At 65.9% G+C, this 26,463-nt stretch carries 26 protein-coding genes; 12 read left to right on the forward strand and 14 right to left on the reverse strand.

Annotated elements, in window-relative coordinates:
• Positions 1-46: 46 nt before the first annotated feature.
• A complete protein-coding gene (locus tag GEV01_RS17895) occupies positions 47-2,242 on the forward strand; it encodes a hypothetical protein (RefSeq protein ID WP_152806802.1) in 2,196 nt (731 codons plus the stop codon).
• Positions 2,243-2,272: 30 nt separating this feature from the next.
• On the opposite strand, the gene GEV01_RS17900 is transcribed toward GEV01_RS17895, so the two are convergent.
• Positions 2,273-3,016 (reverse strand): substrate-binding periplasmic protein, encoded by a 744-nt coding sequence (locus tag GEV01_RS17900; protein WP_152806804.1) that lies wholly within the window; start codon positions 3,014-3,016, stop codon positions 2,273-2,275.
• Positions 3,017-3,098: 82 nt separating this feature from the next.
• On the opposite strand from GEV01_RS17900, the gene ffh reads away from it, so the two are divergent.
• Both ffh and GEV01_RS17910 read left to right on the forward strand, forming a co-directional pair.
• The gene (ffh, locus tag GEV01_RS17905) at positions 3,099-4,466 is read left to right on the forward strand and encodes a signal recognition particle protein (RefSeq protein WP_008452144.1); all 1,368 of its coding nucleotides are present in this window, start codon (positions 3,099-3,101) and stop codon (positions 4,464-4,466) included.
• Between the two features lie 202 nt (positions 4,467-4,668).
• Positions 4,669-5,058, forward strand: coding sequence for an SWIB/MDM2 domain-containing protein (locus GEV01_RS17910; RefSeq protein ID WP_152806806.1), 390 nt, complete (start codon positions 4,669-4,671; stop codon positions 5,056-5,058).
• A gap of 61 nt (positions 5,059-5,119) precedes the next feature.
• On the opposite strand, the gene GEV01_RS17915 is transcribed toward GEV01_RS17910, so the two are convergent.
• Together GEV01_RS17915 and GEV01_RS17920 are read right to left on the reverse strand one after the other, a co-directional pair.
• Positions 5,120-5,725, reverse strand: coding sequence for a lytic transglycosylase domain-containing protein (locus GEV01_RS17915; protein ID WP_328595554.1), 606 nt, complete (start codon positions 5,723-5,725; stop codon positions 5,120-5,122).
• 2 nt (positions 5,726-5,727) lie between these two features.
• Entirely contained in the window at positions 5,728-7,464 is a 1,737-nt protein-coding gene (locus GEV01_RS17920) for a proline--tRNA ligase (RefSeq protein ID WP_152806808.1), read from the reverse strand.
• Between the two features lie 202 nt (positions 7,465-7,666).
• On the opposite strand from GEV01_RS17920, the gene GEV01_RS17925 reads away from it, so the two are divergent.
• Positions 7,667-8,302 carry an RNA pyrophosphohydrolase gene (locus tag GEV01_RS17925; RefSeq protein ID WP_152806810.1) on the forward strand — a complete coding sequence of 212 codons (636 nt, stop codon included), beginning with the start codon at positions 7,667-7,669 and terminating at the stop codon, positions 8,300-8,302.
• Positions 8,303-8,358: 56 nt separating this feature from the next.
• A complete protein-coding gene (locus GEV01_RS17930) occupies positions 8,359-8,784 on the forward strand; it encodes a DUF1841 family protein (protein WP_152806812.1) in 426 nt (141 codons plus the stop codon).
• Between the two features lie 59 nt (positions 8,785-8,843).
• Here the strand turns inward: GEV01_RS17930 and GEV01_RS17935 are convergent, their stop codons facing one another.
• Entirely contained in the window at positions 8,844-9,185 is a 342-nt protein-coding gene (locus GEV01_RS17935) for a c-type cytochrome (RefSeq protein WP_008452159.1), read from the reverse strand.
• Between the two features lie 11 nt (positions 9,186-9,196).
• A complete protein-coding gene (locus GEV01_RS17940) occupies positions 9,197-9,538 on the reverse strand; it encodes a c-type cytochrome (protein ID WP_152806814.1) in 342 nt (113 codons plus the stop codon).
• Between the two features lie 209 nt (positions 9,539-9,747).
• Here GEV01_RS17940 and GEV01_RS17945 point away from each other — a divergent pair, with 209 nt between their 5' ends.
• From GEV01_RS17945 to GEV01_RS17960, 4 genes are all read left to right on the forward strand, one after another.
• Positions 9,748-10,602: an AAA family ATPase gene (locus GEV01_RS17945; protein ID WP_008452164.1), complete on the forward strand. Its 855-nt coding sequence runs from the start codon at positions 9,748-9,750 to the stop codon at positions 10,600-10,602.
• A complete protein-coding gene (locus tag GEV01_RS17950) occupies positions 10,602-11,216 on the forward strand; it encodes a GNAT family N-acetyltransferase (protein WP_152806816.1) in 615 nt (204 codons plus the stop codon). Before GEV01_RS17945 ends, GEV01_RS17950 begins: the two co-directional genes overlap by 1 nt.
• A 1-nt stretch (position 11,217) precedes the next feature.
• A complete protein-coding gene (locus GEV01_RS17955) occupies positions 11,218-12,387 on the forward strand; it encodes a vWA domain-containing protein (RefSeq protein ID WP_152806818.1) in 1,170 nt (389 codons plus the stop codon).
• A 162-nt stretch (positions 12,388-12,549) separates the two neighbouring features.
• Positions 12,550-13,473: a GNAT family N-acetyltransferase gene (locus GEV01_RS17960; RefSeq protein ID WP_152806820.1), complete on the forward strand. Its 924-nt coding sequence runs from the start codon at positions 12,550-12,552 to the stop codon at positions 13,471-13,473.
• Between the two features lie 13 nt (positions 13,474-13,486).
• On the opposite strand, the gene kdpE is transcribed toward GEV01_RS17960, so the two are convergent.
• Genes kdpE through GEV01_RS17990 form a run of 6 tightly spaced genes read right to left on the reverse strand, consistent with a single transcriptional unit; the run spans position 13,487 to position 21,638 of the window.
• Positions 13,487-14,191 (reverse strand): two-component system response regulator KdpE, encoded by a 705-nt coding sequence (gene kdpE / locus GEV01_RS17965; RefSeq protein WP_152806822.1) that lies wholly within the window; start codon positions 14,189-14,191, stop codon positions 13,487-13,489.
• Entirely contained in the window at positions 14,188-16,989 is a 2,802-nt protein-coding gene (gene kdpD, locus GEV01_RS17970; RefSeq protein WP_152806824.1) for a two-component system sensor histidine kinase KdpD, read from the reverse strand. The genes kdpE and kdpD overlap by 4 nt, the downstream gene beginning before the upstream one ends.
• 15 nt (positions 16,990-17,004) lie before the next feature.
• Complete coding sequence (kdpC, locus tag GEV01_RS17975; RefSeq protein WP_152806826.1) at positions 17,005-17,601, reverse strand: potassium-transporting ATPase subunit KdpC; 597 nt, start codon at positions 17,599-17,601, stop codon at positions 17,005-17,007.
• A gap of 12 nt (positions 17,602-17,613) precedes the next feature.
• Positions 17,614-19,698, reverse strand: a complete 2,085-nt coding sequence (gene kdpB, locus GEV01_RS17980; protein WP_152807090.1) for a potassium-transporting ATPase subunit KdpB — start codon at positions 19,696-19,698, stop codon at positions 17,614-17,616.
• A gap of 33 nt (positions 19,699-19,731) precedes the next feature.
• The gene (kdpA, locus tag GEV01_RS17985; protein ID WP_152806828.1) at positions 19,732-21,549 is read right to left on the reverse strand and encodes a potassium-transporting ATPase subunit KdpA; all 1,818 of its coding nucleotides are present in this window, start codon (positions 21,547-21,549) and stop codon (positions 19,732-19,734) included.
• Entirely contained in the window at positions 21,549-21,638 is a 90-nt protein-coding gene (locus GEV01_RS17990) for a potassium-transporting ATPase subunit F (RefSeq protein WP_008452183.1), read from the reverse strand. The genes kdpA and GEV01_RS17990 overlap by 1 nt, the downstream gene beginning before the upstream one ends.
• 294 nt (positions 21,639-21,932) lie before the next feature.
• Between GEV01_RS17990 and GEV01_RS17995 the strand changes: the two genes are divergently transcribed.
• Positions 21,933-22,508 (forward strand): hypothetical protein, encoded by a 576-nt coding sequence (locus GEV01_RS17995; protein WP_152806830.1) that lies wholly within the window; start codon positions 21,933-21,935, stop codon positions 22,506-22,508.
• 55 nt (positions 22,509-22,563) lie between these two features.
• Here GEV01_RS17995 and GEV01_RS18000 read toward each other — a convergent pair whose 3' ends face one another.
• The 3 genes from GEV01_RS18000 to GEV01_RS31150 are packed head-to-tail and all read right to left on the reverse strand — an operon-like array spanning position 22,564 to position 24,118.
• Positions 22,564-23,325, reverse strand: coding sequence for a TorF family putative porin (locus GEV01_RS18000; RefSeq protein WP_152806832.1), 762 nt, complete (start codon positions 23,323-23,325; stop codon positions 22,564-22,566).
• Between the two features lie 32 nt (positions 23,326-23,357).
• Positions 23,358-23,936 carry an AAA family ATPase gene (locus GEV01_RS18005; protein ID WP_152806834.1) on the reverse strand — a complete coding sequence of 193 codons (579 nt, stop codon included), beginning with the start codon at positions 23,934-23,936 and terminating at the stop codon, positions 23,358-23,360.
• Positions 23,933-24,118, reverse strand: coding sequence for a hypothetical protein (locus GEV01_RS31150; protein ID WP_235914406.1), 186 nt, complete (start codon positions 24,116-24,118; stop codon positions 23,933-23,935). The genes GEV01_RS18005 and GEV01_RS31150 overlap by 4 nt, the downstream gene beginning before the upstream one ends.
• Between GEV01_RS31150 and GEV01_RS31155 the strand changes: the two genes are divergently transcribed.
• Positions 24,096-24,257 (forward strand): hypothetical protein, encoded by a 162-nt coding sequence (locus GEV01_RS31155; protein ID WP_235914407.1) that lies wholly within the window; start codon positions 24,096-24,098, stop codon positions 24,255-24,257. The genes GEV01_RS31150 and GEV01_RS31155 overlap by 23 nt on opposite strands.
• 201 nt (positions 24,258-24,458) lie before the next feature.
• Positions 24,459-26,456: a DNA topoisomerase IV subunit B gene (locus GEV01_RS18015; protein WP_152806838.1), complete on the forward strand. Its 1,998-nt coding sequence runs from the start codon at positions 24,459-24,461 to the stop codon at positions 26,454-26,456.
• The last annotated feature ends 7 nt before the right edge of the window (positions 26,457-26,463 follow it).

The raw sequence follows: 26,463 nt of genomic DNA on the forward strand, positions 1-26,463 counted from the left end.
TGACAATATTATATAAATGATTAATCCGATTTTCCGAAAGCCACGCTTGAATTCTGCCTTCCGCACCTCCGCCCACTGCGCCGCCGCGGCGCTGGTTTTCACGCTGACCGCCTGCGGCGGCGGCTCCTCGCCGTCGCCGACCGCCGCCAATCCGCCGCCCAATCCAGCCACGCCAAGTACGCCCAGCACGCCGGGCACCGATCCGACCACGCCGGTGACGCCGGGCGCGACCACGCTGACCCTGGGCGCCCCGCCGGCCCAGGTCGTCGCCGGCGTGCCGGTTGCGCTGAGCGCGACGCTCAACGGCGCCGGCACCGTCAGCTGGACGCTGGCGCCGGGCAGCGCCGGCAGCCTGTCCGCCGCCAGCGGCAACAGCGTCAACTACCTGCCGCCGGCGCGCATCAACGCCGCCAGCCAGGTGACGATCACCGCCACCTCCGGCAACCTGAGCCAGAGCCTGACGCTGAGCCTGGCTCCCGATCCTGCGCTGGCCGGCCTGACGCTGACGGCCGGCACCATCGGCGGCCACTTCATGCTCGACGGCCAGGGCACCGATGCCCGCTTCGACCTGGTCGCCGACATGGCGGTCGACCGCGACGGCAACACCTACGTGGCCGACAGCCGCCCCGGCGCTCCCGGCGCGGTGCGCCTGCTGGCCAAGGACGGCAGCGTGAGCACGCTGACGGCCGCCGTCAACGGCCATGCCGACGGCGACCGCAGCCGCGCGCGGGTGGAAAGCGTCAGCGCGCTGGCGGCCTGCGGCAACGGCAAGCTGTACCTGCTCGATAGCGGCGCCCAGGCCAGCTATCTGCGCACGCTGACCAGGGATGGCGGCATCGCCACCGTCGCCACGCTGCCGAAAGCCTACGCCGCCGCGCGCCGCATCTTCTGCGACGACAACGGTACCGTCTACGTGGCGGCCGCCACCGCGCTGGGCAAGCTGGGCGCGGACGGTAGCGTGCAGGACGTGGCCGGCCTGACGCTGCCGGGGCCGTCGGCGTCCACCGCTTATATGGTGGACCGCCATGCCAACATCTATTACTACTCCACCGATCCCTATGCCTCCCTGGCGCGCACCGCCATCTTCCGGCGCACGCCGGCCGGCGTCGTCAGCACGGTCATCGCCATCAACGACCGGGCCTATGCCGACGCCCCGCTCGCCACCGCCGGCGTCACCCAGCCCGACAGCCTGGTGCTGGACGCCGACGACAATCTGCTGCTGATCGACTACGACCAGTTCGCCGGCGGCAGCGGCTACCGCGTGCGCAAGATCAGCGGCGGCGCCATCGGCACCGTCTATCGCGGCAACTCCCAGGGCAACTACCTGCGCCAGAATAACGACCTGCCCGGCCAGTTGCGCGTGGCGGCCGACGGCAGCCTGCTGCTGTCCTACCAGAGCATCGTCAACCGCATCGGCGGCGGCAAGCTGGCACCGCTGGCCGGCTGGAACGACGATACCGAAGACCGCAGCATCAACGGCCAGGGCGGCGCGGCGCGCTACTACCAGCCGGGCGGCCTGGCCGCCGACGGCGACGGCAATGTGTATTCGCTCGAGGGCGCCGACGATCCCAACCCGGCGCCGTATATGTCCGGCCGCCTCGTCATCCGCAAGACCACGCCGTCCGGCGCGGTCAGCACGCTGGCCACCGCCAGCACGCCGTTCCCGGCCCGCGCCGGCGGACTGGCGCTGGCGCGCGACGGCAGCTTGTATGTCACGCTGCTGGGCCGGACGCTGTCGCCGACGGCGCAGGGCGCGGTCTACCGCCTCGTGGCCGGCAAGCTGCAACTGCTGGCCGGCACCATCGACGACTCCGGCCTGGCGCCGCCGGCCAGCGTCGACGGCGCCGGCGCGGCGGCCCGCTTCGCCTGGCCGCAGCTCAACGGTGTCGACGCCGACGGCAATCTGTATGCGACCGACCGCGACGCCACCGGCGCGGCGGCGGCCTACCGCAAGATCACGCCGCAGGGCGTGGCCAGCACCGTCGCGGCGATTCCGCGCAGCGTGCTGGCGGCGCCGGACGGCTATGTCTACAGCGCCGATCCGGCGCAGGGCGTGATCTGGCGCACCGCGGCCGACGGCAGCCGCAGCGTGGTGGCGGGCGTGGCCGGCCTGCCGGCCCAGGGCACGGTGCTGGGCGCGCTGCCGGCGCGGCTGGACCGTCCGACCAGCATCGTGCCGACCGGGCCGCACAGTTTCGCGGTCGCGGCCGGCGGCGCCCTGCTGCGCCTGGTGCTGCCGTAACGGCGCCGCCGCAGGCATGGCGCCTGCGGCTCAGTCCTTCAGGTATTTGTCGTAGATGGCGCGGTAGCGGCCGCTTTTGTGCAGATGCGCCAGGCCGGCGTTGAAGTCGTCGCGGATGGCGGCGCTGCGGAACACCGGCCGGTAGTCGCCGGCGTCGGCGCGGATGAAGCTGTGCTCGTCCACCGGCGGCATCACGAAGCCGGGATCGCGCTGGCGCTGCAGGCGGGTGTAGTACTGGAAGATGCTGCGGTCGCTCAGCACGATTTCATAGCGGCCCAGCGCCAGCAGCAGCGGCTGCGCCTCCTGGTGGTTGCTCTCGACATAGCCGGTGCCGCGCGTCAGCGGCTGCAGCCACACCGGGTAGCGCGCGGCCGCGCCGACGAAGGCGATCACCGTATGGCCCTGCAAATCCTCCGGCCTGCGGATCGCCAGCTTGCTGCGCTTGAGCGTGTAGAACACATTGTCGTAGATGACCGGCGGGTTGCCGTAGTAGCCGCCTTGCGGCGTCATGTCTTCGCCGACGTCCATCATGATGGCGTCCACCGTGCGCGCCTTGAAGCTGACCGGAATCCGGCCCATCGGCAGGTAGCGCGCCTGCAGCACATGGCCGCGATAGGCCAGCGCCTCGCGCACCAGCTCGACCTCGATGCCGGCGTCCTCCTTCGCCATGATAAACGGCGGCAGATTGTCGCCAAAGGCCATGGCGACATTGGCCGCCCCGGCCGGGCCGGCCAGCGCCGGCAGGGCCGCCAGGAAGATACGCACTCTGTTCATGCGCGAAATGATAACAGGCTCTCCGCGCCGGCGGCCTGCCCGATGGGGTAAAATGACGGCCACTGTTCATTCCGGGTTCATCATGCTAGACAATCTTACCCAACGCCTTGCCAAGGTCGTTAAAACCATGCGCGGCGAGGCCCGCCTGACCGAAGCCAACACCGCCGAAATGCTGCGCGAAGTGCGCCTGGCGCTGCTGGAGGCCGACGTCGCCCTGCCCGCCGTGCGCGAATTCATCGCCAAGGTCAAGGAAAAGGCCCTGGGCGAAGAAGTGATTTCCTCGCTGACGCCGGGCCAGGCCCTGGTCGGCGTGGTGCAGCGCGAGCTGGCCGCCATCATGGGCGCCGACCTCGGCCCGGAAGCGGCGCAGCTGAGCTTTGCCCAGCAGCCGCCCGCCATCATCCTGATGGCCGGTCTGCAGGGTGTGGGTAAAACCACCACCGTCGGCAAGCTGGCCAAGTACCTGAAGGAAGAAAAGAAAAAGAAAGTGCTGACCGTGTCGGCCGACGTCTACCGTCCCGCCGCGATCGCCCAGCTGCAATCGGTGACGGCCCAGGTCGGCGCCGACTTCTTCCCGTCCACCGCGCAGGACAAGCCGGTCGACATCGCGCTGGCCGCGCTGGACTGGGCCAAGAAGCACTACCACGACGTGCTGATCATCGACACCGCCGGCCGTCTGGGCATCGATGAAGAGATGATGAAAGAGATCGCCGCCGTGCACGCGGCGGTCAAGCCGATCGAAACCCTGTTCGTGGTCGACGCCATGCTGGGCCAGGATGCGATCAACACCGCCAAGGCCTTCAACGATGCGCTGCCGCTGACCGGCATCGTGCTGACCAAGCTGGACGGCGATTCGCGCGGCGGCGCCGCGCTGTCGGTGCGCCACATCACCGGCAAGCCGATCAAGTTTGCCGGCGTGTCGGAAAAGCTGGACGGCCTGGAAGCGTTCGATCCGCAGCGCATGGCCAACCGCGTGCTGGGCATGGGCGACATCATGGCGCTGGTGGAAGAGGCGCGCAAAGGCGTCGACAGCAAGGCTGCGGCCGAACTGGCGGCCAAGGTCAAGTCCGGTGGCAAATTCGACATGAACGACTTCAAGGCCCAGCTGGGCCAGATGAAGAAGATGGGCGGCATGGCCAGCCTGGTGGACAAGCTGCCGGCGCAGTTCCAGCAAGCCGCCGGCGGCGCCAACATGGACCAGGCCGACAAGCAGGTGCGGCGCATGGTCGGCATCATCGACTCGATGACGCCGCAGGAACGCGCCAAGCCGGAGCTGATCAAGGCCACCCGCAAGCGCCGCATCGCGGCCGGCGCCGGCGTGCAGGTGCAGGAAGTGAACCGCATGCTGACCCAGTTCGAGCAGATGCAGACCATGATGAAAAAGCTCTCCGGCGGCGGCATGATGAAGATGATGCGCTCGATGAAGGGCATGATGCCGGGCATGCGCTAACGAGGCAGCCCCGCCGGGAAAAGCCTGCGTCACAGAGGGAAAAGCGCGCCGCCACGGTGCGCTGCCCCGCGAAAGCCCGTGTTTACGTGGTGTTTCCGGGAAAAAACGCGAAAAACACTTGCATACTCGGTAAATCACCACCAATATTAGCCGGTGCGATCAATTGCGCAATTTTCCATGTGTTCGTTAAGGAGGCTCGAAGATGGCAACAGCCAAAAAAACCCCAGCAGCAGCACCAGCTAAGAAAGCCGCCGCGAAACCGGCAGCCGCAAAAAAGGCAGCACCCGCAAAAGCAGCAGCCAAGCCAGCAGTGAAAAAAGCAGCCGCACCGGCCGCACCGCGCAAACCGAACGCCGCCTTCATGAAAGCGATGACGCCATCGGCCACGCTGGCCGCCGTAGTTGGCGCGACCCCGCTGCCTCGCACCGAAGTCACCAAAAAAGTCTGGGATTACATCAAGAAGCTCGACCTGCAAGATCCGGCCAACCGCCGCATGATCAATGCCGACGACAAGCTGAAAGCTGTATTCGGCGGCAAAGCCCAAGTATCCATGTTCGAAATGACCAAGCTCATTTCCGACCACCTGAAATAAGCGCAGCGGCCAGTACAGCCGCGCCGGGATGCCGTCACCGCCAACGCGTTGACGGCATTTTTTATTGCACCTTCCAGTTGTTCCAGGCCGACAGCACGGCGTTCGGATATTCCGGCTTGCCGCGGCTGCCGTTGTAGCGGCCCAGCGCCAGGTAGAGATTGCCCGACTCCATGTCGATATACATGCGCAGGATGGCGCAGCCGTAGCGCAGATTGGTCTGCATATTGAACAGCGCACTGCGGTTGCGGTCGCCGATCACATTGGTCCAGAACGGCATCACCTGCATATAGCCGCGCGCGCCCACGATAGACACCGCGTATTTGCGATACGCCGATTCCACCTGGATCAGCCCCAGCACCATGCCCGGCTCCAGGCCGGCGCGGCGCGCTTCGTACCAGACGGTGGCGAGGAACTCGTTGCGGGTCTGCTCGTCGGGCAGCTTGCGCTTCAGGCGCGCCGACACCTGCGCCAGCCAGCCCTGGTAGCGCAAACGTTCGGAGTCGGTGCGGAATGTCGGCTGCGGCGGGGTCGCATCCTTGATGGCATTGGCCAGCGCCAGCCGAACCGAATCGGCCAGCGCTTCTTCCTTCTGGTTGCCGGCGTGGGCCGTGCCGATGGCGCCGGCCAGCGCCAGCACCACCGCACACCCGGCCAGCGAGCGTTTCACGATCACGCCGCCATTTTGCCTTTGATGAAGCTGACGATGTCGGCCACCGGCACGGCGGTCGCTTCGGTGTCGCGGCGGCCCTGGTATTCCAGGTTGCCTTCCTTCAGGCCACGGTCGCCGATCACCACGCGGTGCGGCACGCCGATCAGCTCCCAGTCGGCGAACATGCCGCCCGGACGCAGGCCACGGTCGTCGAGGATGACGTCGATGCCGGCCGCTTGCGCGTCGGCGTACAGCTTCTCGGTCGCTTCCTTGACCGCTTCGCTGCGGTCCATGCCCATCGGGCACAGCACCAGTTCGAACGGCGCCAGCGAGGTCGGCCAGATGATGCCCTTGTCGTCGAAGTTCTGCTCGATCGCCGCGCCCAGGATGCGGGTCACGCCGATGCCGTAGCAGCCCATCTGCAATGGCGCAGGCTTGCCGTTCTCGTCGAGGAAGGTGGCCTTCATCGATTCGGAGTACGCGGTGCCCAGCTGGAATACGTGGCCCACTTCGATGCCGCGCTCGATCGCCAGCACGCCCTTGCCGTCCGGCGAGGCGTCGCCCGCCACCACGTTGCGCAGGTCGGCCACGATGGTCGGCTCGGCCATGTCGCGGCCCCAGTTGGCGCCGGTGTAGTGGAAGCCGGCGTCGTTGGCGCCGCAGACGAAGTCCGCCATGTTGGCGACCGTGCGGTCGGCCACCACGGTGACCGGCGCCTTGGTGCCGATCGGGCCCAGGTAGCCAGGCACGCAGCCATACACTTCCAGGATCTCGGCTTCGGTCGAGAAGCGGTGCGCGGCCAGGCCGGCGACCTTGCCGACTTTGACTTCGTTCAGCTCATGGTCGCCGCGCAGCAGCAACATGAAATACTGTTTAGCTACTTTGCCGTCGGTCTCGGTTTCCACCGTCAGCGCGATGGTTTTCACGGTTTGCGACAAGTCCAGCTTGAGCAGCTCGGCCACCGCTTCGCACTTGGTGGCGTTCGGGGTCGAGGTCTTGGTCAGCGCCTGGCTCGCGGCCGGACGGCTTGCCGCCAGCGGCAGCGCCTCGGCCGCTTCCATATTGGCGGCGTAGTCCGAGGTGTCGCAATACACGATGGCGTCCTCGCCGGTGCTGGCGATGACGTGGAATTCGTGCGAACCGGTGCCGCCGATGGCGCCGTTGTCGGCCGCCACCGCGCGGAACTTCAGGCCGAAGCGGGTGAAGATGGCGACATAGGCGTCAAACATGATTTTGTACGAGGCTTGCATGCCGGCCAGGTCGCGGTCGAAGGAGTAAGCGTCCTTCATGGTGAACTCGCGGCCGCGCATCAGGCCGAAACGCGGACGGCGCTCGTCGCGGAACTTGGTCTGAATGTGGTAAAAATTCAACGGAAGCTGCCGGTAGGATTTAATTTCCGAGCGCACTACATCGGTGATCACTTCTTCCGAAGTCGGCTGGATCGCGAAATCGCGGCCGTGTCTATCCTTCACGCGCATCAGCTCCGCGCCCATCTTGTCCCAGCGTCCGGTCTCCTGCCAGAGCTCGGCCGGCTGCACCAAAGGCATCAGCAGCTCAATGGCGGCGGCCTTGTTCATCTCTTCGCGGACGATGGCCTCGACTTTGCGGATGACACGCAGCCCCATCGGCATGTAGGTATAAATGCCCGAACCGAGGCGTTTGATCATGCCGGCGCGCATCATCAACTGATGGCTGACGATCTCGGCGTCGGAAGGCGCTTCTTTAAGCGTGGAAATAAAAAATCGTGAGGCGCGCATACGGTGAATTCTTTTTAAAAAGAGAGAGTTATAATCAACCTAATTTTAAAGGATTAGCTGGCTGATGCGTCCATACTTTATACAAATGCGTTCAATTGATGCCTCTCCGGCCGTTTTCGTACCCCGAAAACCCAGCCGGAGCGCGGTTTTGTGGGCAAAAATATAAGCAGGGAGCTAGGTCGCAGAAAGTTTGAGGTGCAAAATGCTCGATCGTGAAGGGTTTCGGCCCAACGTCGGCATCATCCTGCTAAACGCCCAGAACGAGGTGTGGTGGGGCAAGCGGGTGCGCGAGCACTCTTGGCAATTTCCGCAAGGCGGCATCAAGTACGGAGAAACGCCGGAACAGGCGATGTATCGGGAGCTGGAAGAAGAGATCGGATTACGGGCAGAGCACGTCAAAATCGTCGGCCGCACGCGCGATTGGCTGCGCTACGAGGTGCCCGACCACTTCATCAAGCGCGAAATTCGCGGCCATTACCGTGGCCAGAAGCAGATTTGGTTCCTGCTGCGGATGTGCGCGCGCGATAACGACGTCAACCTGCGCCTGACCGACCATCCGGAATTCGACGCCTGGCGCTGGCATGATTACTGGGTGCCGCTGGACGTGGTGATTGAGTTCAAGCGCGAGGTTTACCAGCGCGCCTTGCAGGAGCTGTCGCGCTTCCTGACCTGGCCGGCCAACGGCCACGACCGCCGGCACCACGGTTCGCGCTATCTGCGCCAGCCGCATCCGCCGCGGCCGAATCCGGAACCGCCGGGCTCGACCTGCGGCACGGAAGCGCCGGCGGCCTCGGCCGCAGCGGAGGCGCCGCCCGAGCCGCAAAAGAAAAGCGGGTAATCCAACACGGGACAGTCTGACTGTCCCGTTTTTTATGCGCCGGGTACAATGGCGCCATGTTTAATCCATCTTCCGACGACGTGCGCCGCTTCTTTTGCGAGACCTTCCGCAAGCAGCGCGCCAATGAAATCCTGACTCCGCTTGAAGCCATGGCGGCCGACTGGGTGCGCCACCATCCCGAATACCACGACGTGCTGAGCGATGTCGACAGCGCGCTGGCGCGCGACTACTCGGTCGACGGCGCCCAGGCCAATCCGTTTTTGCACCTGTCGATGCACCTGTCGATCGACGAGCAAATCTCGATCGACCAGCCGCGCGGCATCCGCGACGCCGCCACCGCGCTCACGCTCAAGCTCGACGACGCGCACGCGGCGCAGCATGAAATCATGGAATGCCTGGGCGAGATGATCTGGACCGCCCAGCGCAACGGCACGCCGCCGGACGGCGACGCCTACATCGAAGCGATCAAGCGCCGCCTGTAGACGGCGGCGAAAATAAAAAAGCCACGCGATACGTGGCTTCTTATTAACTACACTGCGGCTTAGCGGTGTACCGCCAGCGTGCCTGGCAGGCTGTGCAGGTAGGCCGCCAGATCCTTGATGTCCTGGTTGCTCAGCGGTTTGACCTGGCCGGTCATGATCGCATTGTTGCGGCCGTTGGCGCCGTCGCCGCGCTTGTAGGCGGTCAAGGCGTGTTCCAGGTAATCCTTGTGCTGGCCCGCCAGCTTAGGATAGCTCGGATCGATCGGGGTGTTGAAATCCTTGCCGTGGCAAGCGAAGCAGCTGTACTTGTCGGCCAGCGCCTTGCCGGCGTCGACATTGCCGCCTGCCAGGGCGGAGCTCGATACGGCGGCGAAGCACAACGCGGTCATCAGTTTTTTCATGGGGGCTGTCCTCATTTCGCGGCGGTGGCGGTGACGGTCTGCTGCGCGTAGAACGCGGCGACATCGGCGATATCCTGGTCCGACAGGCTGCTGGCGATACCCTTCATCGACGGATGCTTGCGATCGCCTTTTTGATACGCCTTCAGCGCACTCTCGATGTACTTGGCAGATTGGCCGCCGATCATCGGCACCTGGAACACTTCCGGGAAGGTGGCTTTGTAGCCGGGGATCCCGTGACAACCGATACACATTTCAATCTTGGCTTTGGCGTTCTGGGCATTGCCCACGACGTCCGCCGCCGGGGCGATTTGCGCGATGCCTGCGAGCACGAGGAGTGCGGTGATTTTTTTCATGGCGTTTGCTAGGTAAGTAATCGGATACTACCGCGGATGCAAAACTTGACTTTTGCACTATCAGCCTGCGATTCTAACTCAAGAATATAGCCAAGGCTACACACAATCATTGCCAGAACAACACACTGTCCAGCCCGCCGACCCGAGCACCTCCTCTAGCGTTCTCCCCTATACTGGCGCTTATCCCCATCTTTTCGAGATTGCACCATATGCACGCCACACCCCGCTTTGAAGGCTCCGACCAGTATGTCGCGACCCATGACCTGAAACTGGCCGTGAATGCGGCTTTGACGCTGCAACGGCCGCTGCTGATCAAGGGCGAGCCCGGCACGGGCAAGACCATGCTGGCCGAGGAAGTGGCCGCCGCGCTCAACATGCCGCTGATGCAGTGGCACATCAAGTCCACCACCAAGGCGCAACAAGGCTTGTACGAATACGATGCAGTGTCGCGTTTGCGCGACTCCCAGCTCGGCGACGAGCGCGTGCGCGACATCCACAACTACATCGTCAAGGGCGTGCTGTGGCAAGCCTTCACCGCGCCGGAGCCGGTGGTGCTGCTGATCGACGAGATCGACAAGGCCGACATCGAGTTCCCCAACGACCTGCTGCGCGAGCTGGACCGCATGGAATTCTACGTCTACGAGACGCGCGAAATGGTGCAGGCCAAGCACCGTCCGCTGGTCATCATCACCTCCAACAACGAGAAGGAACTGCCGGACGCCTTCCTGCGCCGCTGCTTCTTCCACTACATTAAATTCCCCGACCGCGACACGATGGAACAGATCGTCGCCGTGCACTACCCGAACCTGAAGAAGGAATTGCTGGCGCAGGCGCTGCAAACCTTCTACGAGGTGCGCGACGTGCCGGGCCTGAAGAAGAAGCCGTCGACCTCGGAATTCCTCGACTGGCTCAAGCTGCTGATGGCCGAGGACTTGCCGCCCGAAGCGCTGCGCAGCAAGGACGCCAAGGCCGTGGTGCCGCCGCTGCACGGCGCGCTGCTGAAGAACGAGCAGGACGTGCACCTGTTCGAGCGCCTGGTGATGATGTCGAGGACCAACCGCTGATGAACCAGCTCGCCCATCCCGCCGCCCCTATCGTGCCCGTCACGCTGGAACTGCACGGCGTCCGCCTCGAACCGCTGGGCCCGCAGCACGCCGACGGCTTGCGCGCGGCCGCCGGCGACGGCGCGCTGTGGACGCTGCGCGTGACCTCGGTGCCCGAGCCGGAACAGGTCGACGCCTACATCGCCACCGCGCTGGAAATGCGCCCCGGCCGGCTGGCCTTCGCCGTGGTCGACGCCGCCAGCGGCACGGTGCTCGGCACCACCAGCTACCACGACATCGTGCCCACCATCGCCCGGCTGGAGATCGGTTATACCTGGTATGGCAAGCGCCACCAGCGCAGCCACGTCAACACCACCTGCAAGCTGCTGCTGATGACCCACGCCTTCGAGACGCTGGGCGCGGCGCTGCTCGGCCTGCGCACCGACAATTTCAACTTCGCCTCGCAGGCCGCCATCGAGCGCCTGGGCGCGAAGAAGGATGGCGTGCTGCGCCACCACGCGCTGCGCCGCGACGGCACCGTGCGCGACACCGTCATGTACAGCATCGCCGCCGGCGAATGGCCGGAGATCAAGGCGCAGCTGCGCTACAAGCTGGCCCTGCACGGGACGCGCTGACATGCTGATCGATTTCTTCTTTACCCTCAAGGACGCCAAGATCCCGGTGACGATCAAGGAGTTCCTGACCCTGCTCGAAGCCATGCAGCGCCAGGTCAGCACGGCGTCGATGGACGACTTCTATTACCTGTCGCGCCTGACGCTGGTCAAGGACGAGGCCCACTACGACAAGTTCGACCGCGCCTTCGCCCAGTACTTCAAGGGCATCAACGCCGCCTTCGAGGGCAATAGCGCGATCCCGCTGGACTGGCTGGTCAAGCGCATGCAGCGCGAGCTGAGCGACGAGCAGCGCGCCCAGCTGGAAAAATTCGGCTACGACAAGCTGATGGACCGGCTGGCCGAACTGCTGAAGGAGCAGAAGGAGCGCCATGAGGGCGGCAGCAAGTGGATAGGCACGGGCGGCACCTCGCCGTTCGGCAACGGCGGCACCAACCCCGAGGGCGTGCGCATCGGCGGCAAGGGCGGCAACCGCACCGCGGTCAAGGTGTGGGAAGTGCGCGCCTACAAGGATTACGACGGCGAACGCGAGATCGGCACCCGCAACATCAAGGTGGCGCTGCGCCGCCTGCGCAAGTTCGCGCGCCAGGGCGCCGAGGAAGAATTGGCGCTGGACGCCACCATCCGCGCCACCGCCAACAACGCCGGCTACCTCGACATCAAGATGCAGCCCGAGCGAAAAAACAACATCAAGGTGCTGATGCTGTTCGACGTCGGCGGCACCATGGACGACCATATCGAGCGCACCGAGGAACTGTTCTCGGCCGCCAAGACCGAGTTCAAGAACATGGAGTTCTTCTACTTCCACAACTGCGTGTACGACTATATGTGGAAGAACAACCGCCGCCGCCAGTCGGAACGCTTCCCGACCTGGGACATTCTGCGCAAGTACCCGCCGGACACCAAGCTGATCTTCGTCGGCGACGCCACCATGAGCCCTTACGAGGTGCTGCAGCCGGGCGGCTCGGTCGAATACAACAACGAGGAAGCCGGCAGCGCGTGGCTGGCGCGCTTCACCAGCGCCTTCCCCAAGTTCGCCTGGCTCAATCCCGAGCCGGAGGGCGTGTGGCAGTACCGGCAGTCGATCTCCATCATCCGCCAGCTGATGAACCACCGCATGTTCCCGCTGACCATGGACGGCCTGGAACGGGCCATGCGCACACTGAGCAAATAAAACCCGGCAAACACAAGTGTTGCCGGAGTAAAACAATGTAAAGATTATCCATATACAATTTTAAACAAATATTAACTTGTCATCGTATCGTACGACGTATAGCCTGTCTTTTCTTTATCCTGTCGGCCCCGAACCCGCCCACAAAAGAGACCGCACGTACCCATGCTACGCACAAGAAAACTCCAACTCCGCCTGCGCCGCCTGCTGCGCAACGCCAGCGCCCGGCTGACGCTGGCCGGCTTGCTGACGCTGGAAGCGCTGATCTTCCTGCTCGATATCGACACCGGCGCCGGCATTTCCTTTTCCCCCTTCCTGGTGGCGCCGACCGCGCTGGCGGCCTGGTTCCTCGGGCGGCGCGCGGCGCTGCTGTTCGTCATGCTGTCGAGCGTGGCGCGGGTGGTCGACTACACGCTGATGCGCACGCGCCACGAAAACCCCTATCTGCTGCTCTATGACCTGCTGCAAAGCGCGGCGCTGTACGGCCTGGTCGCGCTGCTGGTGCTGTATCTGCGCAGCCAGGTCGATGCGCTGCGCCGCCATGCGCGCAAGATCCGCGACACCGCGCGCCGCGAGCGCCACCGGCGCCTGATCGATTCGGCGATCCGGCGCGCGGTGCCCGAGGATGTCGAGGCCATCATCCGCCTGACCACTTCGGGCGGCGAGAGCGGCGGCTTCGACCAGTCCGTCACCGACAATGTGCGCCAGGCTGCGCTGACGGCCACCTTCACCGCCGGCATCGTCGACGGCGCCGCGCTGCGCGACCTGTGGAGCGGCGGCCAGAGCACGGTGCCGATCGAGTTCTGGGTGTGCGAGATCGACGGCCGCGTGGTCAGCTACATGATGATACTCGGCGTGGATGGGCAGAAGAGCATGGAGCGCGAGCTGCACGCGATGGTGGTCGAGGACAGCTGCCGCGGACGCGGCGTGGGCAGCCAGATGGTCGATTTTTTTTGCGCGCACTACAAGCACCGGCGCCTGCTGTCGGCCTGCCGCGACGGTTCGGCGATGATGCAGATGCTGAGCCGGCGCGGCTTCGCGCTGATCGCCCGCAGCGACCAGGGCTACCAGATCCTGGCGCGCGACTAGGCGCGCAGGCCGCTCACGCCGGCAGCTGCAGCCGGTAGCCGACCGCCGTTTCGGTCAGCAGGTAGCGCGGCTGGGTGGGGTCGGCCTCCAGCTTGTGGCGCAGGTGGCCCATGTAGATGCGCAGGTAGTGGCCGTTCTCCGATTGCGACGGCCCCCACACGGCGCGCAGCAGTTGCGGGTTGCTCATCACGCGGCCGGCGTTGGCCACCAAGACCGCCAGCAGCCGGTACTCGGTCGGCGTCAGGTGCACATGCTCGCCGGCGCGCGTGACGCGGCGGTTCTGCAGGTCGACGGCAACGTCGCCGAACTGGATCAGGCCGGAGTTGTCGGCGGCCGGCTGGCGCTGGCGCCGCAAGGTGGCGCGCACCCGCGCCAGCAGCTCGCCCACGCCGAACGGCTTGGTCAGGTAATCGTCGGCGCCGGCGTCCAGCGCGCGGATCTTGTCGGCCTCGTTGACGCGCGCCGACAGCACGATCACCGGCACGCTGGACCACTTGCGCAGGTCGGTCATGAAGTCGACGCCGTCGCCGTCCGGCAGGCCGAGGTCGAGCACCACCAGGTCCGGCTTGCGGGTGCCGGCGTCGATCAGGCCGCGCTGCAAGGTGGCCGCTTCGTGCACCTGCCAGCCCTCCTCCTCCAGCGCGCTGCGCACGAAGCGGCGGATCTGCGGTTCGTCTTCCACCAGCAGGGCGGTGGGCGCACTATCGGGCGTGGTCATAAGCTTCCTTCGATTTCCAGTTCCGGCATGGCCGGCGGTGTGCCCAGCGGCAGTGTGATGACGAAGGCGGCGCCGCCCAGCGGCGACGCCGCCGCGTGGATGCGGCCGCCGTGCGCTTCGACGATGGCGCGGCAGATCGCCAGCCCCAGTCCCACGCCCGGCTTGGCCGACTCGCGCTCGCCACGGGTGAATTTTTCAAACACGGCTTCCTCGCGCCCGTGCGGCAGGCCGGGTCCGTCATCATAGACGATGATGTCGATCCACGCGCCGCGCAGTTCGGCGGCGATCTCGATGCGCGCGCCGGCCGGCGTGTACTTGGCGGCGTTCTCCAGCAGATTGCACAGCACCCGCTCGATCAGCACGGCGTCGTAGCTGAGCAGGGGCAGCCCGGGCGGCAGCCGGGTGCGCACCACGTGGCCCTGCAGCAGCGAGCCGCTGGCGCGCAGCGCGCTGCCGACCACCTCTTCCAGCGCCTGCCACTGCAGGTTGAACTTGACTTCGCCGCTCTGGATGCGCGCCATGTCGAGCAGGTTGGACACCAGGGCGCTCATGCGCAGCGCTTCGTCGTGCAGCAGCGCCGCCGTCTCCAGCTGGGCCGGCGCCAGCGGCGGCCGCGAGCCGGCCAGCGTTTCCGACAGGCCGACCAGCGAGGTCAATGGCGTGCGCAAATCGTGCGACAGCGCCGCCAGCAGCGAGTTGCGCAGCCGTTCCGATTCCATGTTGACCAGCGCGTTCTGCGCCACCTCGATGTAGTGCACCCGCTCCAGTGCGATGGCGGCCAGCGCGGCGAAGGTGTCGAGCTGCTGGCGCTGTTCCGGGATCAGTATCCAGCGCCGGTGCTGCGGTTCGATCGCCAGCACGCCGCGGGTGCGCATCGGCGCCACCAGCGGCAGGTAGAAGATGCGGCTGGCCGGCAGCGTGCCTGTGCCCAGGCCGGCGCTCTCGGCGCGGTCGAACGCCCATTGGGCGATGCCGGTGTCGAGCACCGACAGGTGGGCGCGGCTGGCGATGTCGGCGGCGCTCAGCGGCGGCAGTTGCAGGCGGCCGTCGTCGTCCGGCACCAGCAGCGTGGCGCGGGCGCGGAAGGCCTGCTGGATGCAGCGCTGGGTGGTGTCGAAAATCTGCTCGGTCTGCAGGGCGCCCGACAGTTCGCGGGCGAACTCGTACAGCGCGCGCGAACGCTTCTCGCGGTGCGAGGCCACGCGCGCCTGGAAGCGCAGGTCGGACGTCAGGTGGCCGGTGATCAGGCCCACCGCCAGCATGACCACGAAGGTGATCAGGTACTGGAAATCCGAGACGGCGAAGGTGAAGCGCGGCGGCACGAAGAAGAAGTCGAAGCAGGCCACGCTGACGCAGGTGGCCACCACCGACGGCCCGCGCCCGAAGCGCACCGCCACCAGCACCACCACCAGCAGGAACAGCATGGCGATGTTGGCCAGGTCCAGCCAGGCCAGCAAGGGCGTGGCCAGCAGCGCGGTGGCCACGCTGGCCACGCTGGCCGCCGCGTAGCCGATCAGGCGCCGGCGCAGCACTGCGGCGCTCTGCTCGTCGTCCGGGCCACCGTCCGGGGCGCCATTGGGGCCGCCCCCCGGGACGCCGTCCGCGCGGAGGTCGGCGCCGGCGGCGCGCGCGGCCGGCGGCGTCTCCTTGCTGGGCACACCGATTTCCACCAGGTCGATGTCGGGCGCGTAGCGCGCCAGCCGCTTGCCGTGTGGCTGGAGCCACGGCCAGGTCGGATGGGCGCGGCCCAGCACGATCTTGGACAGGTTGTGGCTGCGCGCGTAGTCCGCCGCCGCCAGCGCGATGTCGTGGCCCGGCAGCACGGCGGTGGTCGCGCCCAGGTCTTCGGCCAGCTTCAATGTCTTGAGGATTTGCTCGCGCTGGGCGGCCGGCAGCCGTTGCAGCGCCGGCGTCTCGATGTAGATCGCATGCCAGCCGGTGCCCAGCTGGCTGGCCAGCCGCGCCGTGCTGCGCACCGTGTGCTCGCCGCCGGCGCGCGGGCCGACGCAGGCCAGCAGCGCGGCGCCGGTCTTCCAGATGTCGGCTATCGACTGCTCGACGCGGTAGGCGCGCACGTCGTCCTCGATGCGGTCGGCGGTGCGGCGCAGCGCCAGCTCGCGCAGCGCGATCAGGTTCCCCTTGCGGAAAAAATTCTTCGATGCGCGTTCGGCCTGCTGTTCCTGGTACACCTTGCCGCTCTTGAGGCGTGCCAGCAGCTCGTCGGCCGGCACGTCGACCAGCACCACTTCGTCGGCCTGGTCGAACACGGTGTCCGGCACGGTCTCGCCGACGCGGATGCCGGTGATGCCGCCGACCACGTCGTTCAGGCTTTCCAGGTGCTGCACATTGACGGTGGTGAGCACGTCGATGCCGGCGTCGAGCAGTTCCTCGACATCCTGCCAGCGCTTGGGGTGGCGCGAGCCGGGCGCGTTGGAATGCGCCAGCTCGTCCACCAGGATCAGCGGCGGCCGCCGCTCCAGCGCGCCATCGAGGTCGAACTCGGCGAGGCGCTTGCCGCGGTAGTCGACCGCCCGGGGCGGCAGCACGTCCAGTCCCGCCAGCATGGCCGCGGTCTCGCTGCGGCCATGGGTTTCGACCACGCCGACCAGCACCGGCTGGCCATCGGCCTGCAGCTTGCGGGCGGCGGCCAGCATGGCGTAGGTCTTGCCGACGCCGGCCGAGGCGCCGAAGTAGATGCGCAGCTTGCCGCGCGCGGCGCGGCGCTCCTGCGCCTGCACCTGGGCCAGCAGCGCATCCGGATCGGGACGGTCGGGACGCAGGCTATCGTTGGGGAACATGGACATCCGGCGATTCTACTGCTTCGGCGCCGGGCGTGCCTGGTCCAGCGCCAGATTGAGCGCCAGCACGTTGACGCGCGGCTCGCCGAAGAAGCCGAAGTACTGCTTCAGCTGCTGGCCGTCGACCAGCGCCAGCACCTGTTCGGCCGGCATGTGGCGGGCGGCGGCGATGCGGCCGGCCTGGTAGCGCGCGGCGGCCACGCTGATCTCGGGATCGAGTCCGCTGCCGGACGCCGTCACCAGGTCGACCGGCACCGGCGCGCTGTTGGCCGGGTCGGCCGCCTTGAGCGCTTCGATGCGCGCCTTGACGGCGTCGGCCAGCGCCGGGTTGTTCGGGCCCAGGTTGGAGCCGCTGGAACCGGCGCCGTTGTTGGGCATCGGCCCGGTGGCCGACGGCCGGCTCCAGAAGTACTGCGGCGACGAGAAGGCCTGGCCGATCAGCGACGAGCCGACCGCCCTGCCGCCGGCTTCGACGATGCTGCCGGCCGCCTGCGCCGGGAAGACTGCGGCGCCGATGCCGCTGACGGCCAGCGGATAGACCACGCCGCAGACCAGCGTCAGGGCGGCGAACAGCACGAGGGCGGGACGCAGGGGGGAGATGGATGAGGTCATGATGCTTCCTTCTTAAACCAGGTTGAGCGCCGACAGCAGCAGGTCGATCGCCTTGATGCCGATGAACGGCAGGATGATGCCGCCGATGCCGTACACCAGCAGGTTGCGGCGCAGCAGAGCGGTGGCGCCGATGGCGCGGTACTGCACGCCCTTCAACGCCAGCGGGATCAGCGCGATGATGATCAGCGCGTTGAAGATCACCGCCGACATGATGGCCGACGACGGGCTGGCCAGGTGCATGATGTCCAGCGCCTTCAGCTGCGGATAGGTGCCGACGAAGGCCGCGGGGATGATGGCGAAGTACTTGGCGATGTCGTTCGAGATCGAGAACGTGGTCAGCGAGCCGCGCGTCATCAGCATCTGCTTGCCGATTTCGACGATCTCCAGCAGCTTGGTCGGATTCGAATCCAGGTCGACCATATTGCCGGCCTCCTTGGCGGCCTGGGTGCCGGAGTTCATCGCCACGGCGACATCGGCCTGGGCCAGCGCGGGGGCGTCGTTGGTGCCGTCGCCGGTCATGGCCACCAGCCGGCCTTCGGACTGGTAGCTGCGGATCAGTTTAAGCTTGTCCTCCGGCGTGGCTTCGGCCAGGAAGTCGTCCACGCCCGCTTCGGCGGCGATGGCGGCGGCGGTCAGCTTGTTGTCGCCGGTGATCATCACGGTCTTGATGCCCATGCGGCGCAATTCGGCGAAGCGTTCCTTGATGCCGCCCTTGACGATGTCCTTCAGCTCCACCACGCCCATCACGCGGCCGGCGTCGACCACCACCAGCGGCGTGCTGCCGCGGCGCGATACGTCGTCGACGGCGCGCGCCACCTCCGCCGGATACGGCTGGCCCAGCGACTCGACGTACTGGCGCACGGTGTCGGCCGCGCCCTTGCGTACATGGCGTTCGCCGAGATCGACACCGCTCATGCGGGTCTGCGCAGTGAACGGCACGAACACCGCCTGCAGCGACGCCATCTCGCGCTCGCGGATGTTGAACTTCTGCTTGGCCAGCACCACGATGCTGCGGCCTTCCGGCGTTTCGTCGGCCAGCGAGGCCAGTTGCGCCACATCGGCCAGCTGCTGTTCGCTGACGCCGGGGGCGGCGAAGAAGGCCGAGGCCTGGCGGTTGCCCAGCGTGATGGTGCCGGTTTTATCGAGCAGCAGCACGTCGACGTCGCCGGCCGCTTCCACCGCGCGGCCGGAGGTGGCGATCACATTGGCCTGCATCATGCGGCTCATGCCTGCCACGCCAATGGCCGACAGCAGGCCGCCGATGGTGGTCGGGATCAGGCACACCAGCAGCGCGATCAGCACCGTGATGGTGATCGGCGTTCCGCTGCCGGCCGCCGCCACCGAGAACAGCGAGAACGGCAGCAAGGTCACGGTGACGATCAGGAACACGATGGTCAGCGCCACCAGCAGGATGGTCAGCGCGATTTCGTTGGGAGTCTTCTGGCGCTTGGCGCCCTCCACCATCGAGATCATGCGGTCGAGGAAGGTCTCGCCCGGATTGGCCGTCACCTTGACCACCAGCCAGTCCGACAGCACGCGGGTGCCGCCGGTAACGGACGAAAAATCGCCGCCCGACTCGCGTATCACCGGCGCCGATTCGCCGGTGATGGCGCTTTCGTCGACCGAGGCCACGCCTTCGATCACCTCGCCGTCGATGGGGATCACATCGCCCGCTTCGACCAGGATGTAGTTACCCTTGCGCAGATCGAGCGCCGGCTGCGGCAGCCAGGTGGTGCCGTGTTTGGGGCTGGCCAGCTTCTTGGCGATGACGCTTTGCTTCAGGCTGCGCAGCGATGCCGCCTGCGCCTTGCTGCGGCCCTCGGCCATCGCCTCGGCGAAATTGGCGAACAACACCGTGAACCACAGCCAGACGGCGGTGGCCAGGATGAAGCCCGGCCGCGCCTCGCCGGCGCCGAACAGCGACTGCACGTACAGCCCCGTGGTGATGATGCTGCCGACGTAGACCACGAACATCACCGGGCTGCGCAACTGCGTGCGCGGGCTCAGTTTGCGGAACGAATCGGCGATCGCCGGCATCAGCAGCTCGTTGTCGAACATGGCGAGCTTTTTGGCGGGCGGATTGGTAAACAAGGTCATCTCTTTTTGCGTAGCTTGTGACATGGTGATTCCTTATTGGGCAAACAGCTGCAGGTGTTCGACCACAGGGCCGAGCGCCAGCGCCGGAACGTAATTGAGCACACCGACCAGGGCGACCACGCCGACCAGCAGGCCGATGAACATCGGGCCGTGGGTGGGCATGGTGCCGGCATTGGCCTCCAGCCGCTGCTTGCCGGCCAGCGAACCGGCGATCGCCAGGATAGGCACGATCATGGCGAAGCGGCCGAACCACATGGCGATCGCCAGCATGCTGTTATAGAACGGCGTATTGGCGGACAGGCCGGCGAACGCGCTGCCGTTGTTGTTGGCGGCGGAGCTGAAGGCGTACAGGATCTCCGAGAAGCCGTGCGCGCCGGGATTGGCGATGCCCGCCTTGCCGGCATCGCACATGACGGCGATGCCGGTACCGGCCAGCACCAGCGTCGGCGTGACCAGGATGGCGATGGAGGTCATCTTCATTTCATAGGCCTGGATCTTCTTGCCCAGGTATTCCGGCGTGCGGCCTATCATCAGGCCGGCGATGAACACCGCCATGATGGCGAAGACCAGCATGCCGTACAGGCCGGAGCCGACGCCGCCGAAGATCACTTCGCCGAACTGGATCAGCAGCATCGGGATCATGCCGCCCAGCGGCATGAAGGAATCGTGCATGGCGTTGACCGCGCCGCAGGAGGCGGCGGTGGTGACGGCGGCGAACAGCGTCGAGGCGCTGATGCCGAAGCGGGTCTCCTTGCCTTCCATATTGCCGCCCGATTGCAGCGCGCTCATGGTCTGGTCGACATGCAGCGCCTGCAGCGCCGGGTGGGCCTGCTGCTCGGCGCCCATCACGGCGACGGTGCAGACCACGAACAGCAGCGTCATCGCGCCCAGCACCGCCCAGCCCTGGCGGCGGTCGCCGACCATGCGGCCGAAGGCGAAGCACAGGCCGGCCGGGATCACGAAGATCGCCAGCATCTCCAGGAAGTTGGACAGCGCGGTCGGGTTCTCGTAAGGGTGGGCCGAGTTGGCGTTGAAGAAGCCGCCGCCGTTCGTGCCCAGCATCTTGATCGCTTCCTGCGACGCCACCGGCCCCATGGCGATGGTCTGCGTGGTGGCGGTCAGCGTTTCGGTCAGCGGCTCGCCCTTGGCGTCCTTCAGCGGCTGGCCGTCGGCGCCCATCTTCGGCTGCGTGTAAGTCACGGCGTCGAGCAGCTGCACGTCCTTGTAGGCGGAGAAGTTCTGGATCACGCCCTGGCCGGTCAGCGCCACGGCCAGCACCAGCGACAGCGGCAGCAGCACGTACAGCGTCGAACGCGTGACGTCGGCCCAGAAATTGCCGATCGATTTGGTGGAGCGCGACGAGAAGCCGCGTATCAGCGCATAGGCCACGGCGATGCCGGTGGCGGCCGAGAAGAAGTTCTGGCAGGTCAGCACCAGCATCTGGGTCAGGTAGCTCATGGTCTGCTCGCCGCTGTAGCCCTGCCAGTTGGTGTTGGCGACGAAGCTGACGGCGGTGTTGAAGGCCGAGTCGGGACTGACGTTGGCCATCGCCTGCGGGTTAAGAGGCAGGAAGGCTTGCACGCGTTGCAGGCCGTAGGTCGCCAGCGCGCCCAGGCCGTTAAACAGCAGCAGCGCGATGGCGTAGGCCTTCCACGACTGGCCTTGCGGAGCGCCGTCCTTGCCGGCGATGCCGGCGGCGCGGTACAGCAGGGTTTCGAGCTTGCCGAGCCAGCCCAGATAAGGCACGGCGCCGCCGTTGCCGACGCGCGCGAGCAGAGCGCCCAGCGGCCAGGCCAGCGCCAGCAGCGCGGCCAGGAAGGCCAGCAGCAGTATGGTCGATTGCATGGTCATCACAGATCCTCCGCTTTCAACAGGGCCGCCACCAGATACACCAGCAGGCCGCCCGACGCCACGGCGCCGATCAGGTAGAAGAGGTTCATGGCTGGCCTCCCAGCTTGTCGCAACCGATGGCGAACGCCACGCTCACGGCAAAAAAGACCACCAATGCACCGATAAATACTATGTCCATCACACCCCTCACAGGTCTTGTTTTGATACTGAGAAGGTTAGCGATTGGGGTCTAAAGATGGTGTAAAGACTTGGGCGTGGGGTGTAAACAAAGCGTAAAAATGGCTGGCATTTATGCTTTGTTTACAGGGAGGGGCCGACTATTTAGAACATTTTTACGGGGGCAGGCATACGCTGGTTCCGTCTCAACTACACGAAGAAACCATATGATCGTCGCACTTACAGGCATGGACGGCAACGGCGCCGTCTCCGATCTGGCCGAAGACCTGGCGATGCTGCGCGTGGCGGCAGGCAGCCGCGTGCTGCTGGTCAGCCCCAACCCCGGCGCCTACGATCCCCAACTCTACGATGACCTGGTGATCGACGCCTCCCGCCGCGACGCCAACGCCGATGACGCCGACGACGACGCGCTGGCGCGGGCCGCCGTCATCGTCGCGCTGGTGCGCCCGGCGGAAATCGAACGAGGCCACTACGCAGCCTTCCTGGCCCGGCTGCGGCAGGCGCAGGAAGCCAATCCCTGCGCCCGCGTGCTGGTGACGGTGGCCCACGGCAGCGAGCCGCTGACGCCCCATCAAACGGGATGCCTGCTGGTGTTCGTCGCGCAAATCCCCGGCGCGCGCCTGGCCGACACGCTGGAACTCGACCAGCGCGGCACCTACCACTCCCACCACAGCGAACTGGAACTGGATAGCCGCAAGACAGCCTACGTGCTGTGCGCCCCGGAAGTACGCCATCTCTACAGCGAAGTATTCCGCGGCCGCGCCGTCAGGGCGTATAGCTAAAAAAAAGGGGGCGCGCGCCAGGCGCCGCCCCCTTCCCTCACCGGTTCAAACTCGATCAGAACACTTTACTGACGGTCAGCTGCAGCGCGGTCTTGCCGAGGAACTTGCCGTTGGCCGGCGACGCGTAGGCCGCCTTGCTGGCGTTGGTGCCGATGACGGCCAGCGCGCCAGTCACCACACCGAAGTCCCTGGTCGCACCGATCTTCCAGTCGCTATAGCTGGAAGCGCCGTTATGCTTGACGTTCTGATGGCCCGCATGCAGGTTGACCGTGAAACCCTCGCCCGCCTCGATGTTGGCGCCGATATCCACATAGCCGCTGTTCTTGCTGTCGACAAAACCAAACAGATTCGTCACGGCGTGCGAATACTTGATATAAGCCGGGCCGTAACCCAGCTGGCCATACACCTCGGTGGTATTGGCGTTGGCGAAACCGCTGACATGCGCCAGGCCGTTCGAGGGATACACATAGGTCAGTACGCCCACATCGTAGGCCACGTCGGCCGTGACCTGCCCGCGCTTGCCGGCATAGATATCCACCTCCACATCGCCGCTGCCGCCAGCATCTTTGGTCCACTTGATGGTCGACAGCCAGGTGCTGACATACAGGCCGGTCGGATTGTTCACATAATCGAAGCCGCCCTGCAATGCGGGCTTCAAGCGCGTCTGCGAAATGCCGCGATAGCGGTAATCGCTGACCAGCGCCGCATTGAAGCTGGTTTCGTTATCCGGCTTGGCGGCCGGCGCGGCATCCTCGGCACAAGCCTGCGTGCCAGTGAAAGCAGCGACGATAGCTGCGGCGAGTATTATTTTTTTCATGTTACGGTCTTTCTTACGGTGGTTAAGTCAAATCAAGCGGTAAAAACTTCGCGGTACAAGGCGTCCATGTCGGCCGGCGCCTGTCCGTGGACGACGGTGTTGGCCAGCGTGGCCGACATCACCCGCGACACATAGGCGCGCACGGCGGCGCGCTCCTCGTCGGTGGGCTCGTCGGCGCCGCCGACCAGCACAAACAGCACGCGCAGGCCGGGATTGAACATGCGCGCCGCATTCAGGCGGGCGATCAGCTGGTATTGGGTCGACAGATCGACCTGCAGGGGCGTCACCGGCACCACCACCAGCCGGGCGGCGATCAGCGCGGCGCGGCTCTCGGCGGTGTCGCGGCCCTCGGTGTCGATGACGATATCGTTGTAGCGGTTGCGCAGCTGCTCCAGATCCTCCACCAGCGAGCGGCCGGTGATGGCGCGAGAAGCCACGCGGGGCCGCACGCCGGCGGCGGCCAGCTCGCTGCACCAGCTGCTGGCGGCGGCCTTCGGATCGGTATCGACCAGCATCACCTTGCGTCCGGCCCGGGCCCGCAGCAGCGCCAGGTTATTGGCGACGATGGTCTTGCCGGCGCCGCCGCTCTGGTTGGCGATGGCGACGATCATGCCGCCCCCCGCACCGCCAGCGGCGTCAATCGGCCGAATTCCGCGCCCGGCAAGGCCCGCATCACCGCCTCCATCACCTGCACCGCCAGCGCGCGGGACACGCACAGCCACACCCTGACGCGGGCGCCGTGGTCGCAGGCCTCGACCCGCATGAACTCCATGGCATCTCCGCAGGTGCGCATCACCAGCGCCCGCAGCGCGGTGACGGCATGGCTGTCGACGGTGAGCTGCATCAGGCAGGCGCGCGGACGCGGCGGACGGGCCCTGTGCTGGCTCTGGGCGGACCTGGTGTGGAAGAATGCGTGCATATCGAACCCCTGAATTGATCGTTGCGATACAAAACAGCTTATCGACGGCGCCGTAAAAACGGTCTAAAAAGGCAGGCCCGGTCTGTAAACATCGTGTATAAATTGGCCCGCGCCGTTTTTTTGCCGCGATTACGCCCGGTTGAGGATAGAATACGCAAACGTCCGCATAAAACTGTACATAAACCCAGTATCGAAATTACAAGCTTGATCACGTATGGCCACTAAAAAACCAGTTTCCGACTACAGCGAATCATCCATCCGCGTCCTCAAGGGCCTGGAGCCCGTCAAGCAACGCCCTGGCATGTACACCCGCACCGAGAATCCGCTGCACATCATCCAGGAGGTGATCGACAATGCCTCGGACGAGGCGCTGGGCGGACATTGCAAAAACATTATCGTCACGCAGAACGCCGACGGCAGCATCACCGTCGAAGACGACGGCCGCGGCATCCCGGTCGGCCTGCACCCTGAAGAAGGCGTGCCGACGGTGGAAATCGTCTTCACCCGCCTGCACGCGGGCGGCAAGTTCGACAAGGGTTCGGGCGGCGCCTACGCCTTCTCCGGCGGCCTGCACGGCGTCGGCGTGTCCGTCACCAACGCGCTGTCCAAGCGCCTGGAGATCACCGTCTGGCGCAAGGAGCCCGACGGCACCGGCCTGCACAAGCTGGCCTTCGAGCACGGCGACGTGGTCGAGCCGCTGTCCTCCGTGGTCGCCCCGCGCGACGGCAAGAAGTCCGGCACCCGCGTCACCGCCTGGCCGGACGCCAAATATTTCGACTCCCCCGCCATCTCGCAGACCGAGTTGCAGCGCCTGTTGCGCTCCAAGGCCGTGCTGCTGCCGGGCGTCACCGTCACGCTGGCCAACGCCAAGACCGGCGAATCGCAGACCTGGCAGTACAACGACGGCCTGCGCGGCTACCTGACCGAGGCGCTGGCGCAATCGACCGACGGCGAAACTTTGATCCCGCTGTTCGAAGGCGCGCAGTTCGCCGGCCCGGACGCCGAAGGCTTCGCCGAGGGCGAAGGCGCGGCGTGGGTGGTGGCGTGGACCGAACAAGGCGCCATCGTGCGCGAATCCTACGTCAACCTGATCCCCACGCCCAACGGCGGCACTCACGAATCGGGCCTGCGCGACGGCCTGTATGGCGCGGTGAAGAACTTCGTCGAGATGCACTCGCTGCTGCCGAAAGGCGTCAAGCTGCTGCCGGAAGACGTGTTCGCGCGCGCTTCCTTCGTGCTGTCGGCCAAAGTGCTGGACCCGCAGTTCCAGGGCCAGATCAAGGAACGCCTGAACTCCCGCGACGCCGTGCGCCTGGTCTCGACCTACTCGAAGCCGGCGCTGGAGCTGTGGCTGAACCACCACGTCGACTACGGCAAGAAGCTGGCCGAATTGGTCATCAAGCAGGCGCAATCGCGTCTGCGTTCGCTGCAAAAGGTCGAGAAGAAGAAATCGTCCGGCGTCGCCGTTTTGCCGGGCAAGCTGACCGACTGCGAATCGACCGACGTCACCCGCACCGAATTGTTCCTGGTCGAGGGCGACTCGGCGGGCGGTTCGGCCAAGATGGGCCGCGACAAGGAATTCCAGGCCATCCTGCCGCTGCGCGGCAAGGTGCTCAACTCGTGGGAAACCGACCGTGACCGCCTGTTCGCCAACAACGAGATCCACGACATCTCGGTGGCGATCGGCGTCGACCCGCACAACGCCGACACCATGCCGGACCTGAGCGGTCTGCGTTACGGCAAAATCTGCATCCTCTCCGATGCGGACGTCGACGGCTCGCACATCCAGGTCTTGTTATTGACGCTGTTCTTCAAGCACTTCCCTGGCCTGATCGCCAACGGGAACATCTGCATCGCCCGCCCGCCGCTGTTCCGCGTCGACGCGCCTGCGCGCGGCAAGAAGCCGATCCAGAAGCTGTACGCGCTCGACGCCGGCGAACTGGTGGCGATCGAGGACAAGCTGCGCAAGGACGGCTTGAAGGAAGGCGCATGGTCGATCTCGCGCTTCAAAGGCCTGGGCGAGATGAACGCCGAACAGCTGTGGGAAACCACGATGAACCCGGACACCCGCCGGCTGCTGCCGGTGTCGCTGGGCGCCTACGCGCACGGCGAGTCCTCGGCGCGCTTCAATATGCTGATGGGCAAAGGCGAAGCGGCCGCGCGCCGCGCCTGGATCGAAGAACACGGCAACGAAGCCGAAGCAGATATCTAATTACTGA

It is taken from the genome of Rugamonas rivuli (assembly GCF_009380165.1).
Taxonomy (GTDB): Bacteria; Pseudomonadota; Gammaproteobacteria; order Burkholderiales; family Burkholderiaceae_D; genus Rugamonas; species Rugamonas rivuli.

What these genes read in the sequence shown, in the direction of transcription:
- GEV01_RS17900 (WP_152806804.1), bottom strand. Translation starts at nt 3,016, where the DNA reads ATGAACAGAGTGCGTATCTTCCTGGCGGCCCTGCCGGCGCTGGCCGGC.
- ffh (WP_008452144.1), top strand. Translation starts at nt 3,099, where the DNA reads ATGCTAGACAATCTTACCCAACGCCTTGCCAAGGTCGTTAAAACCATG.
- GEV01_RS17910 (WP_152806806.1), top strand. Translation starts at nt 4,669, where the DNA reads ATGGCAACAGCCAAAAAAACCCCAGCAGCAGCACCAGCTAAGAAAGCC.
- GEV01_RS17920 (WP_152806808.1), bottom strand. Translation starts at nt 7,464, where the DNA reads ATGCGCGCCTCACGATTTTTTATTTCCACGCTTAAAGAAGCGCCTTCC.
- GEV01_RS17925 (WP_152806810.1), top strand. Translation starts at nt 7,667, where the DNA reads ATGCTCGATCGTGAAGGGTTTCGGCCCAACGTCGGCATCATCCTGCTA.
- GEV01_RS17930 (WP_152806812.1), top strand. Translation starts at nt 8,359, where the DNA reads ATGTTTAATCCATCTTCCGACGACGTGCGCCGCTTCTTTTGCGAGACC.
- GEV01_RS17935 (WP_008452159.1), bottom strand. Translation starts at nt 9,185, where the DNA reads ATGAAAAAACTGATGACCGCGTTGTGCTTCGCCGCCGTATCGAGCTCC.
- GEV01_RS17940 (WP_152806814.1), bottom strand. Translation starts at nt 9,538, where the DNA reads ATGAAAAAAATCACCGCACTCCTCGTGCTCGCAGGCATCGCGCAAATC.
- GEV01_RS17945 (WP_008452164.1), top strand. Translation starts at nt 9,748, where the DNA reads ATGCACGCCACACCCCGCTTTGAAGGCTCCGACCAGTATGTCGCGACC.
- GEV01_RS17950 (WP_152806816.1), top strand. Translation starts at nt 10,602, where the DNA reads ATGAACCAGCTCGCCCATCCCGCCGCCCCTATCGTGCCCGTCACGCTG.
- GEV01_RS17955 (WP_152806818.1), top strand. Translation starts at nt 11,218, where the DNA reads ATGCTGATCGATTTCTTCTTTACCCTCAAGGACGCCAAGATCCCGGTG.
- GEV01_RS17960 (WP_152806820.1), top strand. Translation starts at nt 12,550, where the DNA reads ATGCTACGCACAAGAAAACTCCAACTCCGCCTGCGCCGCCTGCTGCGC.
- kdpE (WP_152806822.1), bottom strand. Translation starts at nt 14,191, where the DNA reads ATGACCACGCCCGATAGTGCGCCCACCGCCCTGCTGGTGGAAGACGAA.
- kdpD (WP_152806824.1), bottom strand. Translation starts at nt 16,989, where the DNA reads ATGTTCCCCAACGATAGCCTGCGTCCCGACCGTCCCGATCCGGATGCG.
- kdpC (WP_152806826.1), bottom strand. Translation starts at nt 17,601, where the DNA reads ATGACCTCATCCATCTCCCCCCTGCGTCCCGCCCTCGTGCTGTTCGCC.
- kdpB (WP_152807090.1), bottom strand. Translation starts at nt 19,698, where the DNA reads ATGACCTTGTTTACCAATCCGCCCGCCAAAAAGCTCGCCATGTTCGAC.
- kdpA (WP_152806828.1), bottom strand. Translation starts at nt 21,549, where the DNA reads ATGACCATGCAATCGACCATACTGCTGCTGGCCTTCCTGGCCGCGCTG.
- GEV01_RS17990 (WP_008452183.1), bottom strand. Translation starts at nt 21,638, where the DNA reads ATGAACCTCTTCTACCTGATCGGCGCCGTGGCGTCGGGCGGCCTGCTG.
- GEV01_RS17995 (WP_152806830.1), top strand. Translation starts at nt 21,933, where the DNA reads ATGATCGTCGCACTTACAGGCATGGACGGCAACGGCGCCGTCTCCGAT.
- GEV01_RS18000 (WP_152806832.1), bottom strand. Translation starts at nt 23,325, where the DNA reads ATGAAAAAAATAATACTCGCCGCAGCTATCGTCGCTGCTTTCACTGGC.
- GEV01_RS18005 (WP_152806834.1), bottom strand. Translation starts at nt 23,936, where the DNA reads ATGATCGTCGCCATCGCCAACCAGAGCGGCGGCGCCGGCAAGACCATC.
- GEV01_RS31155 (WP_235914407.1), top strand. Translation starts at nt 24,096, where the DNA reads ATGGCATCTCCGCAGGTGCGCATCACCAGCGCCCGCAGCGCGGTGACG.
- GEV01_RS31150 (WP_235914406.1), bottom strand. Translation starts at nt 24,118, where the DNA reads ATGCGCACCTGCGGAGATGCCATGGAGTTCATGCGGGTCGAGGCCTGC.
- GEV01_RS18015 (WP_152806838.1), top strand. Translation starts at nt 24,459, where the DNA reads ATGGCCACTAAAAAACCAGTTTCCGACTACAGCGAATCATCCATCCGC.